Genomic DNA, 13,216 nt, shown 5'->3' with positions numbered 1-13,216 from the left:
TTCTTTATTTTGTACTAGATAATAGAAAAGTCTTTTAAGGTAACAGGTAGCTGTTTAATTAGTTGGGAGGGTAAGACAACGTATTGCTTTTGGGCTAGCTGATCACCAATATAGCTATGCAAAAAAACGCCAGCTAATACGCCTGATTTCAAATCTGGTAGCTGAGCAATTAAACTAGCCACTATACCAGCTAAAGTATCGCCCATACCACCAGTCGCCATTGCAGGATTGCCACCTTGATTTTGCCAACTGTCTTCTTCAAAATAAATTTCTGTTCGATGCTGTTTCAAAACGATGGTTGCGTGTAATTGCTTTTGTTTGACTTGATTTAGAATAGGGTTTTGTTTTGCAGGTTCCAATCCGCTTAGTCGCTCCCATTCTCCTAGATGAGGAGTGAAAATCGTCTGATCATTCGGAACAGCTAGGTCATGTTTAGCCATTAGAGTAATAGCAGAACCGTCGATGAGAACCCGTTGTTCTTTAGTGATTTCAGCTAAAATAAAACAAAGCAAATGAAGAGAATGATCCGAAGTTCCCATTCCAGGTCCGATAGCAATGACGGTAGCTTCTTTTAGTTGATTTTCGAGTTGTCGGTAGTCGTCCCAGTCGATCACCATAGCTTCTGGAAGTTGTGCGTGTAAAGAAATATGGTTCCTCTTAGCTGTAGCAACCGTGACCAATCCAGCGCCACTATAAACAGCAGCTAAAGCGGTTAGAATAATGGCTCCGCCCATTGATTCGTTGCCGCCAATTAGTAATACTTTTCCATAGTCTCCTTTGTAGCTCGTATTTTTACGTTTAGGTACAATAGACTGAACAGTCGCTTTATCTAATTTCTTCATCTTTATCCTCCTTATAAATCGTTTCATTAAGTATAAAGGCAACGCGTCAGAAAATCACTTTTGAAAGATGAACGAAATAATAAAAAACTGGTGGAACATTGGTAAGTACGATGAAAAATGATATGATAAAGGTGTTAATAAAAAGATGGGAGTGTTGAGTACATGGTTATAGACTGGAAAAAAGAAGTATCCGCTCGTAAAGATGAGTTTTTGACAGATTTAGTTTCATTGTTAAAAATTGATAGTGTTCGCAATGACAGCAAAGCAACAAGTGAAGCACCCGTTGGACCTGGTCCTAAAGAAGCTTTAGAAGCTTTTCTTTCACTAGGAGAACGCGATGGCTTTATTACTAAAAATATCGACAACCTAGCTGGACATATCGAGTATGGTTCAGGTGACGAAACTCTTGGAGTATTAGCACACGTTGACGTTGTGCCGGTTGGCTCAGGCTGGGATACGAATCCTTTCGAACCTGTTATAAAAGATGGCCGTATCTATGCACGTGGTTCAAGTGATGATAAAGGACCAGGAGTAGCAGCGTATTATGCTTTAAAAATTATTAAAGATTTAGGTTTGCCTGTTTCTAAACGTGTTCGTTTCATTATTGGAACAGATGAAGAGAGCGGTTGGATGTGTATGGACCGTTATTTTGAAGTAGAAGAAAAACCTGAATTTGGTTTCTCGCCAGATGCTCAATTTCCAATCATTAATGGAGAAAAAGGTATCTTAACCATGCATGTGAATACTAAAGGTAACAACAAAGGTGGCAAAAATGAGTTAATCAGTTTTGATGCAGGTTTGCGTGAAAATATGGTTCCTCAAGATGCAACAGCAGTATTTAATAGTCAAGAAGCAGAAAAAATCGAAAAAGACTTTTATGATTTCGTTGAGAATAAATCTGTCACAGGGACGGTATCTGTTGAAGGCGATAAAGTGACGATTGAACTTAACGGAAAAGCAGCCCATGCAATGGAGCCTCGTGGCGGAGTCAATGCGGCAACGTATCTAGCGACGTTTTTAAATGACTACTCATTTGGTGGCGACGCTAAATCGTATCTTGAAATGACGGCAGAATTCTTACATGAAGATTCAAGAGCAGAGAAATTAGGCTTGAACTATGTGGATGATGTGATGGGTGATGTAACAATGAATCCTGGGATTTTTACTTTCACACCTGAAAGTGGAGGCATGATTGCCTTGAACTTCCGTTTCCCTAAAGGGGTTAGTATCGAAGGAATTGAGATTGAATTAGATAAAAAGTTGGGTCACTATGGCGTTACTTTAGGACGTGGAAAAGCCCAAACACCACATTATGTTTCACCTGAAGATCCATTGGTTAAAACATTGTTAGACGTCTATGCAAGACAAACAGGACTAGAAGCAAAAGAACAAACCATTGGTGGAGGCACTTATGGTCGTTTGTTTGAACGTGGTGTTGCTTATGGCGCGATGTTCCCTGATAGTATTGATACCATGCACCAAGCTAATGAATTCATGGTGGTTGATGATTTAACAAATGCAATGAGCATTTATGCAGAAGCTATTTATGAATTAATCAAATAAAGAGAGAATGAAAAAGAGAAGGAACAAGCAGACATAACCTGCTTGTTCCTTCTCTTTTTCATTTTTTAATTAAGTGCCATACGGTATATTTCTCTACTAATAGCTAAATCATGAGTACGGTGTTCACCTAGAGCCGTTTGTTGGTGTTTTTCTAATTGGGCAACTAAAGGTTCGATAACTTCTTCGCCTAAGCCAATATCTTTAAAAGATGTTGGGGCACCAAGACTTTTGAAGAAGGCTGTTGTTTTTTCAATAGCAGCATCGATTTTTTCATCTTCAGTCCCAGTTGTGATATGCCAGACGCGTTCAGCATATTGTAAAAGTTTTGCCCTTTTTTCTTCTTTACGGACTTTCAATAAAGCGGGAAGAACAATGCTTAACGTTCTAGCATGATCGGTATGGTATAAAGCGGTGATCTCATGCCCCATTTGATGAGCAGCCCAGTCTTGAGGAACTCCAGGAGAGAGAACTTTATTTAAAGCATTCGTTGCAGTCCACATAAAGTTAGCTCGTAAGTTATAATCGTGATTCTCTTCATCGATAACGTCAGGTCCAATTTCAATTAGGGTCTGCAATAAGCCTTCAGAGAAACGATCTTGCACCATTGCTCCAACAGGATACGTCATGTATTGTTCCATAATATGAATATAAGCATCCATAATTCCGTTAGCTAATTGGCGAGTAGGTAAGCTATAAGTGATTTCAGGTTCTAAGATTGAAAATGTAGGGAAAACATGAGGACTGCCAAAACTTACCTTGGCTTGTTTTTCTTTAAATGTAATAACTGAACCGGCATTCATTTCAGAACCCGTTGCTGGTAAAGTTAATACCGTCGCAAACGGTAAAGCAGAAGTGATAGGTGTTCCTTTGCCTATGCCACCAGAAAAAATATCCATTGGATTGCCATCAAATAAAACAGCTGCAGCAATAAACTTAGTAGCGTCGATGACAGAACCGCCTCCGACAGCTAATATAAAGTCATATTTTTCTTTTTTAATGAGTTCAACAGCTTTCATCGCTGTTTCAAAAGTAGGATTAGCTTCAATTCCACCAAATTCTCCAACTTGATGTTTTGATAAAGCTGATTTAATGCGATCAAGAGTACCGAACTTAATCACGCTACCGCCACCATAAGTGATTAGAATTTTTTTGTCAGTAGAAATTAAGTCTTTTAATTCAGGAATACGATTTTTCCCAAAAATGATTTCGGTAGGATTGTAGTAGTTAAAGTTACTTATTTCATGTTGCATGTATTTATCCACTCCTTTTGAATTTGTATAGTCAGTATAGCATAATTCACTACAGTTACATAAATAGAGAGCTTGGAGATGCTCATTTATTAGATGCTATTTTCTGTGATTGAGTAGGCAGGCAAAATACAAGTATCTTTCAGTAGATTTTATAAAAACTATTTATTGAAAGCAAAAGTTATTCTATACTTATTCACGTATCTAGCTCTTTCATATCCAGTACTAGTAGACATAATTAGTTTGTTTTTCTATCTATTTATGGTATAAAAGAGGGTATGAATCGAGTTAACTATACGTTTATAGTATTCGAATAAGATTAAAAATAAGGATTAAAGGGTGATTGGATGTTTTTAGCATGGAGAGAAATGAAGCATTCTAAAACGCGTTTCGCATTGATTATAGGTGTGATGGTTTTAGTTTCCTATTTAGTATTCTTTTTGATTGGGTTAGCTTATGGGTTGGCACAAGATAATCGAACGAGTATTGATAAGTGGGGAGCAGATGGTATCGTTCTAACTGATGAATCTAATACTAATATCAATATGTCAATGATGACTATAGAGCAAGCTAAGAAAGTAAAAGGCGTTAAAACAGCTTTTTTAGGGCAAGCATCTAGTGTTGTTAGAAAAGTGGGAGCTTCAAAGGAAGAAGATAAAGTTAACGTAACTTTTTTTGGAATTGATTCAGAAGAATTCATTATGCCTGAAGTAATCGAAGGCAAGGCTTTCACTAAAGATAATGAGGTGGTTGCAGATATTAGTTTGAAAGAAGAAGACAATATTAATCTAGGAGATACACTTGAATTAGCGGGCAATGACAAAGAGGTGACCGTTGTCGGTTTTACAGAAGATGCTAGATTCAGTGTAGCACCTGTTTTGTATACAACTATACCTAGCTATCAAAAAGTGCGCTTTGAGAAATCAGATACTAGTGATGCTGGGAGAATTAGCGCAGTTATTGTACGAGGAGAAAATAATTCAGTTGATGGAGTAGATATACAAACAGATGATTTAACTGTCTACCCCATTAAAGAGTATATTAATAAGATACCAGGCTATACAGCCCAAGTTTTAACTTTTGGGTTAATGATTGGTTTCCTAATAGTCATAGCTGCAGTTGTTATTGGTATTTTCATATATGTTTTGACGTTACAAAAATCAAGTTTATTTGGTGTTATGAAGGCGCAAGGGATTTCTAATCTTTATATTTCGAAATCAGTTGTCGCTCAAACCTTTATCCTAGCTGTAGTAGGTGTGGGGATAGGATTAATACTAACTATTATAACAGGCCTAGCCTTACCAGCTGCAGTGCCTTACACAACGAACATTATTTTCTTAGCAGCTATTACAGCGTTATTGATTATTGTTGCTGTCTTAGGTGCTTTATTCTCTGTTCGAACCGTTGTTAAAATTGATCCATTAGATGCAATAGGATAAAGGAGGGAATAAAGGATGAAATTAATTGAGCTAATCGATGTAACAAGAACGTTTGGTGAAGGACATACCAAGGTCGATGCCTTAAAAAAGACTAATTTCAGTGTTGAGGCGGGTGAATTTGTAGCTATTATTGGGCCAAGCGGTTCAGGAAAAAGTACACTTCTTACTATAATAGGAGGTCTTCAAACGCCTTCTGAAGGGAAAGTCCTAATTAGAGAAAATAAGTTTAGCGAAGTCACAGAGAAAAAGCGAGCTGCTTTACGTTTTAAAGAAATTGGTTTTATTCTTCAAGCTTCTAACTTAGTTCCCTTTTTGACTGTTGAAGATCAGTTAAAACTAGTTAATAAAGTTAATAAGAGTAAAATGGATGCAGAAAAAAGCGACGCTTTATTAGATGAATTAGGAATAGTTGGATTAAAGAAAAAGTATCCAAGTGATTTATCTGGTGGAGAACGTCAAAGAGCAGCTATTGCCAGAGCGCTTTATCATAATCCATCAGTTATTTTAGCTGATGAACCAACAGCAAGTTTAGATTCAGAAAAAGCTTTTGAAGTAGTCGATATTTTGGCACGTGAAACAAAGTCTCAAAATAAAGCAACGATTATGGTTACACACGATGAGCGATTAATTGATCGCTGTGATAAAGTATACGTAATGAAAGACGGGATTTTGGAAGAAAGACTGAAAGAAACTAAAGAATAAAGCAATAGCAATAAGAATCTCCTTTTAAATAGGGGATTCTTTTTTTAAAAAAATTAAATTTATACAGTTTATAAAGAATAAATATACTGAAATAATTATTTTTATACAGCTTAATTAGATCTGGAAAAAATAAATTAATAGCCTAAATCCTTTAGTGAATAGGGTTTTAATAAATAAGAGTATACTTACTTAAAGAGGATAGTATTCTTAGTGAGAAACAAACACGTTAACGAATAAAAATAAATTCTTTTCAGAAAACAGTTGACGTAAGTTCAACAAGCTGTTATATTAGTAGATGTCGCAGCGATACAACGTAGCAACGAAAAAAAAATAAAAAAATTAAATATTGAAAAGTTGTTGACAAGTTAGTCATCATCTGGTAATATTTAGAGGTTGTCAAAACGACAACGCAAACAAATTAGACCTTTGAAAACTGAACAAAGTAGAACAACAAACTGTGAACGGCGGTTCGGCCAAGGGTCGAACCAAAAGAAACAAAGTGAATAATTATTCGCTAGCAAGTCATTTCAATGAGCTTCAAGCATCGTTAAAAAGCGAAACAATTCTAACGGGTTGCTTCAACTTTTATGAGAGTTTGATCCTGGCTCAGGACGAACGCTGGCGGCATGCCTAATACATGCAAGTCGAACGCTTCTACTATTGAGTGCTTGCACTCGATAGTAGAGGAGTGGCGGACGGGTGAGTAACACGTGGGTAACCTGCCCATAAGTGGGGGATAACATTCGGAAACGGATGCTAATACCGCATAATTCTGATTGCCGCATGGCAGACAGATGAAAGGTGGCTTCGGCTACCGCTTATGGATGGACCCGCGGCGTATTAGCTAGTTGGTGAGGTAATGGCTCACCAAGGCAATGATACGTAGCCGACCTGAGAGGGTGATCGGCCACACTGGGACTGAGACACGGCCCAGACTCCTACGGGAGGCAGCAGTAGGGAATCTTCCGCAATGGACGAAAGTCTGACGGAGCAATGCCGCGTGAGTGAAGAAGGTTTTCGGATCGTAAAACTCTGTTGTTAGAGAAGAACAAGGATGAGAGTAACTGCTCATCCCCTGACGGTATCTAACCAGAAAGCCATGGCTAACTACGTGCCAGCAGCCGCGGTAATACGTAGATGGCAAGCGTTGTCCGGATTTATTGGGCGTAAAGCGAGCGCAGGCGGTTCTTTAAGTCTGATGTGAAAGACCCCAGCTCAACTGGGGAAGGTCATTGGAAACTGGAGAACTTGAGTGCAGAAGAGGAGAGTGGAATTCCATGTGTAGCGGTGAAATGCGTAGATATATGGAGGAACACCAGTGGCGAAGGCGACTCTCTGGTCTGTAACTGACGCTGAGGCTCGAAAGCGTGGGGAGCAAACAGGATTAGATACCCTGGTAGTCCACGCCGTAAACGATGAGTGCTAAGTGTTGGGGGGTTTCCGCCCCTCAGTGCTGCAGCTAACGCATTAAGCACTCCGCCTGGGGAGTACGGCCGCAAGGCTGAAACTCAAAGGAATTGACGGGGACCCGCACAAGCGGTGGAGCATGTGGTTTAATTCGAAGCAACGCGAAGAACCTTACCAGGTCTTGACATCCTTTGACCACTCTAGAGATAGAGCTTTCCCTTCGGGGACAAAGTGACAGGTGGTGCATGGTTGTCGTCAGCTCGTGTCGTGAGATGTTGGGTTAAGTCCCGCAACGAGCGCAACCCCTATTATTAGTTGCCAGCATTCAGTTGGGCACTCTAGTGAGACTGCCGGTGATAAACCGGAGGAAGGTGGGGATGACGTCAAATCATCATGCCCCTTATGACCTGGGCTACACACGTGCTACAATGGATGGTACAACGAGTCGCAAGATCGCGAGGTCAAGCTAATCTCTTAAAGCCATTCTCAGTTCGGATTGCAGGCTGCAACTCGCCTGCATGAAGCCGGAATCGCTAGTAATCGCGGATCAGAACGCCGCGGTGAATACGTTCCCGGGTCTTGTACACACCGCCCGTCACACCACGAGAGTTTGTAACACCCGAAGTCGGTGAGGTAACCCTTTTGGGAGCCAGCCGCCTAAGGTGGGATAGATAATTGGGGTGAAGTCGTAACAAGGTAGCCGTATCGGAAGGTGCGGCTGGATCACCTCCTTTCTAAGGATATAACGGAACCGTCACAGTTGTTTTACTTTGTTTAGTTTTGAGAGGTCTAATCTTCTCAGAAAGTAAGTAGTTGTTCTTTGAAAACTGGATAGTGTTTAACATGTAAGAAAAGCAAGAAACCAAGAAAACATCGCGTTTTATTTTTTAATGTATTTCTTCACCTTAGGGTGAATGGAATAGTTAACATGACCATAGGTTAAGTTAATAAGGGCGCACGGTGGATGCCTTGGCACTAGGAGCCGAAGAAGGACGGGACTAACGCCGATATGCTTTGGGGAGCTGTAAGTAAGCTTTGATCCAGAGATTTCCGAATGGGGAAACCCAACACTCTTTATCGGGTGTTACTATTGACTGAATACATAGGTCAATAGAGGTAGACGCAGAGAACTGAAACATCTAAGTACCTGCAGGAAGAGAAAGAAAAATCGATTCCCTGAGTAGCGGCGAGCGAAACGGGAATAGCCCAAACCAGAAAGCTTGCTTTCTGGGGTTGTAGGACTGAACACATAGAGTCATAAATGAACGAAGTAGGAGAAGCGACCTGGAAAGGTCCGCCGAAGAGGGTAAAAGCCCCGTAACTGAAACTTTGTTCACTCTGATCAGTATCCTGAGTACGGCGGAACACGAGAAATTCCGTCGGAATCCGGGAGGACCATCTCCCAAGGCTAAATACTCCCTAGTGACCGATAGTGAACCAGTACCGTGAGGGAAAGGTGAAAAGAACCCCGGAAGGGGAGTGAAACAGCACCTGAAACCGTGTGCTTACAAGTAGTTAGAGCCCGTTAATGGGTGATAGCGTGCCTTTTGTAGAATGAACCGGCGAGTTACGATCCCATGCGAGGTTAAGTTGATGAGACGGAGCCGTAGCGAAAGCGAGTCTGAATAGGGCGAATGAGTATGTGGTCGTAGACCCGAAACCAAGTGATCTACCCATGTCCAGGTTGAAGGTGCGGTAATACGCACTGGAGGACCGAACCCACGTATGTTGAAAAATGCGGGGATGAGGTGTGGGTAGCGGAGAAATTCCAATCGAACTTGGAGATAGCTGGTTCTCTCCGAAATAGCTTTAGGGCTAGCCTCGGAATTAGAATCATGGAGGTAGAGCAACTGTTTGGACTAGGGGCCCTTCTCGGGTTACCGAATTCAGATAAACTCCGAATGCCATTGATTTATATCCGGGAGTCAGACTACGAGTGATAAGATCCGTAGTCGAGAGGGAAACAGCCCAGACCACCAGCTAAGGTCCCAAAGTTTATGTTAAGTGGAAAAGGATGTGGGGTTGCTTAGACAACTAGGATGTTGGCTCAGAAGCAGCCATCATTTAAAGAGTGCGTAATAGCTCACTAGTCGAGTGACCCTGCGCCGAAAATTTACCGGGGCTAAATATAACACCGAAGCTGTGGATAGAACTTAGGTTCTATGGTAGGAGAGCGTTCTAAGGGCGTCGAAGCTAGACCGTGAGGACTGGTGGAGCGCTTAGAAGTGAGAATGCCGGTATGAGTAGCGAAAGACGGGTGAGAATCCCGTCCACCGAATGACTAAGGTTTCCTGGGGAAGGCTCGTCCTCCCAGGGTTAGTCGGGACCTAAGTCGAGGCCGATAGGCGTAGACGATGGACAACAGGTTGAGATTCCTGTACCAGTTTGTTTTGTTTGAACAATGGAGGGACACAGTAGGCTAAGGAATACGCACTGTTGGATATGTGCGTCCAAGCAACAAGTCTTGAGGTGAGTCAAATGCTTGCCTCTATTAAGGACAAGTTGTGATGGGGAGAGAAATTAAGTATCGAAGTTCCCGATGTCACACTGTCAAGAAAAGCTTCTAGTTAGAAACAATCTGCCCGTACCGCAAACCGACACAGGTAGTCGGGGAGAGAATCCTAAGGTGTGCGAGCGAACTCTCGTTAAGGAACTCGGCAAAATGACCCCGTAACTTCGGGAGAAGGGGTGCTGACCAATTGGTCAGCCGCAGTGAATAGGCCCAAGCAACTGTTTATCAAAAACACAGGTCTCTGCTAAATCGAAAGATGACGTATAGGGGCTGACGCCTGCCCGGTGCTGGAAGGTTAAGAGGATGGGTTAGCTCTCGAGCGAAGCTCAGAATTGAAGCCCCAGTAAACGGCGGCCGTAACTATAACGGTCCTAAGGTAGCGAAATTCCTTGTCGGGTAAGTTCCGACCCGCACGAAAGGCGTAATGATTTGGGCACTGTCTCAACGAGAGACTCGGTGAAATTATAGTACCTGTGAAGATGCAGGTTACCCGCGACAGGACGGAAAGACCCCATGGAGCTTTACTGCAGTTTGATATTGAGTGTTTGTACAGCTTGTACAGGATAGGTAGGAGCCTATGAAGCCAGGACGCTAGTCTTGGTGGAGGCAATGGTGGGATACTACCCTTGCTGTATGACCACTCTAACCCTCAGCCATGATCTGGCTGGGAGACAGTGTCTGACGGGCAGTTTGACTGGGGCGGTCGCCTCCTAAAGTGTAACGGAGGCGCCCAAAGGTTCCCTCAGAATGGTTGGAAATCATTCGTAGAGTGTAAAGGCAGAAGGGAGCTTGACTGCGAGACCTACAAGTCGAGCAGGGACGAAAGTCGGGCTTAGTGATCCGGTGGTTCCGTATGGAAGGGCCATCGCTCAACGGATAAAAGCTACCCTGGGGATAACAGGCTTATCTCCCCCAAGAGTCCACATCGACGGGGAGGTTTGGCACCTCGATGTCGGCTCATCGCATCCTGGGGCTGTAGTCGGTCCCAAGGGTTGGGCTGTTCGCCCATTAAAGCGGTACGCGAGCTGGGTTCAGAACGTCGTGAGACAGTTCGGTCCCTATCCGTCGCGGGCGCAGGAAATTTGAGAGGAGCTGTCCTTAGTACGAGAGGACCGGGATGGACACACCGCTGGTGTACCAGTTGTTCTGCCAAGAGCATCGCTGGGTAGCTATGTGTGGACGGGATAAACGCTGAAAGCATCTAAGCGTGAAGCCCCCCTCAAGATGAGATTTCCCATCACGTAAGTGAGTAAGACCCCTGAGAGATGATCAGGTAGATAGGTTGGAAGTGGAAGTACAGCGATGTATGGAGCGGACCAATACTAATCGGTCGAGGACTTAACCATTTTTAAACGATGAAGAAACGGTTTTATTGTCTTATAGTTAAACACTATCCAGTTTTGAGAGAACAACGTTCTCTTATAACTAAAAGATGTGTGGTGGCGATGGCAAGAAGGTCACACCTGTTCCCATGCCGAACACAGCAGTTAAGCTTCTTAGCGCCGATGGTAGTGAAGGGTTTCCCTTTGTGAGAGTAGGACGCTGCCGCGCATCTTTAAAAAAGTATCATCTTCGGATGATGCTTTTTTTTTTGGGGAAAAGGTACTAATATACATTGTACTTTAATTAGACTATAATCTAGGTAACATCGTGATAAATAAGAAAGAGGGTGGAGAAGATGAAAGTAGTAGAAAATTTTAAAACAATATTTCAAGGTATTATTCGTGCGGGTAGTCGCTATCCTTTAACCGTTTTATTTCTTTTAGCAGTGACGTTGTTAAACGGTAACATGATTAATCAAGAAAAAGATTTGTATACAAATTATTTGTTTACTTTATTTGTAGGTGCAATACTCAGTGGAGTTGCACAGCAACTGCATGAAAGATTTTTTTATAAACAAAGTCAACGCTTTATGCTCGCGGCAGCAGCTTGTTTGCTAACAATCGGATATTATTTTATTCTTCCAACAGCTGATTTATATGAATTAGAAGCAGGAATTAAAACGAGCGTCTTTGTTTTTGCATTAGTCTTACTTTATATCTTAATTCCAACGATAAAAAAACGATTAACCTTTAATGAAAGTTTTATAGCAGCTTTTAAAGCTTTTTTCATTACGTCATTATTCACAATAGTTATTGCTATTGGAGTTAGTTCTATTTTATTCGCAATTGATCGTTTACTGTTTTCGATTGATGATAAATTAACGCTGCATGTATTAAATATTGTATTCTCTTTATTTGCTCCTTTATACTATTTATCGTTTACTCCTATATACGAGGATACAAAAGACAAAAGTGTGTCTAAGAAAGAGAAAATAGGAATTCAAGAAAAACTAAATGAAGCAACAAGCGTTCCAAGGATGTTAGAAGTCTTAATTTCTTATGTATTTATTCCTTTAACGGCAGTTTATACAGCTATTCTGTTAGCTTATATTGTAATAAATATAAGCAGTAGTTTTTGGACAGACAACTTATTAGAACCTTTACTTGTATCTTATGCGGTAGTAGTGATTGTGGTTTATATTTTGTCTAGCACGATTGAAAATAAGTTTGCTGTTTTATTTAGGAAATTTTTTCCTAAATTACTCATACCAATCGTTTTATTTCAAACGATTGCTTCTGTGTTAAAAATAGGAGAGATGGGAATGACACAAGGTCGTTACTACGTCATTCTTTTTGGAGTATTTGCTACAATTTCAGGAGTAATTTTTAGCTTTTTACCGGTTAATAAAAATGGCTATGCTATTGCCGTTTTAATTGCTTTTTCTATTCTTTCTATTTTACCTCCTATTGATGCTTTTACAGTGAGTAGAATAAGTCAAACAAATTTATTAGAAGATATTCTTGTAGAAAATAAGATGCTTGAAAAAGATAAAATTATTCCAAATGCTGCTATTTCTAAAGAAGATAAAATTCGAATCACTGGAACTTCTGACTATTTGGCAGAAATGAATTATGCTAGAAAGATAGAATGGTTGCCAGATGATTTAACCAATAATAATGATTTTGAAGCAACTTTTGGTTTTAATAGAGAATATGAAAATCAAACGATTGAAGATATGGGTCGTTATATTAACTTAGATTATGAAGATGACTTAAATATTTCTCTTGAAGATTATCAGCAACTTATGCGTCTTCACTTTTATACTTCTTATAGTGATACCTCTAATAGTAAAGATATCTCTTTTGAGGTGGATGGGGTTATGCACACAGTAGTTCAACAACAAAAAAATGGCAGCCATACGGTTGTGATTCGAGATGCAGATGGTAAAGAACAAATGACTATCCTAATGGAACCAATCTTTAATGCCTTATTGTCTGAAGAAAATCTCAAAAAAGGAATAGTAACTGTTGATGAGGCAACAATCATTGAAGAAAACGATCAATTTAAAGTGAAAATAATTGTAGAATCTCTAAATGAATACGATGGCCAATATGCAGGAGATGTTTATCTACTTGTTCAAATTAAATAACTAAAAAAAAAAAGTCATTTGGGGAACGAACT

The 13,216-nt window shown here is 40.7% G+C and carries 6 protein-coding genes and 3 rRNA genes; 7 read left to right on the top strand and 2 right to left on the bottom strand.

Features of this window, described 5'->3' with window-relative positions; genetic code table 11:
- Positions 1-14: 14 nt before the first annotated feature.
- Positions 15-842: an NAD(P)H-hydrate dehydratase gene (locus B9Y54_RS00290; protein WP_085558474.1), complete on the bottom strand. Its 828-nt coding sequence runs from the start codon at positions 840-842 to the stop codon at positions 15-17.
- A gap of 162 nt (positions 843-1,004) precedes the next feature.
- Between B9Y54_RS00290 and pepV the strand changes: the two genes are divergently transcribed.
- Positions 1,005-2,405, top strand: a complete 1,401-nt coding sequence (pepV, locus tag B9Y54_RS00285; RefSeq protein ID WP_085558473.1) for a dipeptidase PepV — start codon at positions 1,005-1,007, stop codon at positions 2,403-2,405.
- A gap of 65 nt (positions 2,406-2,470) precedes the next feature.
- Here the strand turns inward: pepV and B9Y54_RS00280 are convergent, their stop codons facing one another.
- Positions 2,471-3,655 (bottom strand): iron-containing alcohol dehydrogenase, encoded by a 1,185-nt coding sequence (locus B9Y54_RS00280; RefSeq protein WP_085558472.1) that lies wholly within the window; start codon positions 3,653-3,655, stop codon positions 2,471-2,473.
- A gap of 344 nt (positions 3,656-3,999) precedes the next feature.
- On the opposite strand from B9Y54_RS00280, the gene B9Y54_RS00275 reads away from it, so the two are divergent.
- The 6 genes from B9Y54_RS00275 to B9Y54_RS00250 all read left to right on the top strand — a co-directional run bounded on the left by B9Y54_RS00275 (position 4,000) and on the right by B9Y54_RS00250 (position 13,184).
- Positions 4,000-5,091 carry an ABC transporter permease gene (locus B9Y54_RS00275; RefSeq protein WP_085558471.1) on the top strand — a complete coding sequence of 364 codons (1,092 nt, stop codon included), beginning with the start codon at positions 4,000-4,002 and terminating at the stop codon, positions 5,089-5,091.
- Positions 5,092-5,106: 15 nt separating this feature from the next.
- The gene (locus B9Y54_RS00270) at positions 5,107-5,793 is read left to right on the top strand and encodes an ABC transporter ATP-binding protein (protein WP_085558470.1); all 687 of its coding nucleotides are present in this window, start codon (positions 5,107-5,109) and stop codon (positions 5,791-5,793) included.
- A 583-nt stretch (positions 5,794-6,376) separates the two neighbouring features.
- Positions 6,377-7,934, top strand: a 16S ribosomal RNA gene (locus B9Y54_RS00265).
- A gap of 203 nt (positions 7,935-8,137) precedes the next feature.
- Positions 8,138-11,058: ribosomal RNA gene (locus B9Y54_RS00260) — 23S ribosomal RNA — on the top strand.
- 89 nt (positions 11,059-11,147) lie between these two features.
- A 5S ribosomal RNA gene (gene rrf, locus B9Y54_RS00255) occupies positions 11,148-11,263 on the top strand.
- Together the 16S, 23S and 5S rRNA genes form the textbook arrangement of a ribosomal RNA operon.
- A gap of 127 nt (positions 11,264-11,390) precedes the next feature.
- Positions 11,391-13,184 (top strand): DUF4153 domain-containing protein, encoded by a 1,794-nt coding sequence (locus B9Y54_RS00250; RefSeq protein ID WP_085558469.1) that lies wholly within the window; start codon positions 11,391-11,393, stop codon positions 13,182-13,184.
- Positions 13,185-13,216 lie beyond the last annotated feature (32 nt).

The organism is Carnobacterium iners (assembly GCF_900177385.1).
GTDB classification, from domain to species: domain Bacteria; phylum Bacillota; class Bacilli; order Lactobacillales; family Carnobacteriaceae; genus Carnobacterium_A; species Carnobacterium_A iners.
This window is presented reverse-complemented; position numbering and strand designations above follow the sequence as displayed.

Coding starts and splice junctions, on each gene's coding strand:
- B9Y54_RS00270 (WP_085558470.1), top strand. CDS start 5,107: ATGAAATTAATTGAGCTAATCGATGTAACAAGAACGTTTGGTGAAGGA.
- B9Y54_RS00290 (WP_085558474.1), bottom strand. CDS start 842: ATGAAGAAATTAGATAAAGCGACTGTTCAGTCTATTGTACCTAAACGT.
- pepV (WP_085558473.1), top strand. CDS start 1,005: ATGGTTATAGACTGGAAAAAAGAAGTATCCGCTCGTAAAGATGAGTTT.
- B9Y54_RS00280 (WP_085558472.1), bottom strand. CDS start 3,655: ATGCAACATGAAATAAGTAACTTTAACTACTACAATCCTACCGAAATC.
- B9Y54_RS00250 (WP_085558469.1), top strand. CDS start 11,391: ATGAAAGTAGTAGAAAATTTTAAAACAATATTTCAAGGTATTATTCGT.
- B9Y54_RS00275 (WP_085558471.1), top strand. CDS start 4,000: ATGTTTTTAGCATGGAGAGAAATGAAGCATTCTAAAACGCGTTTCGCA.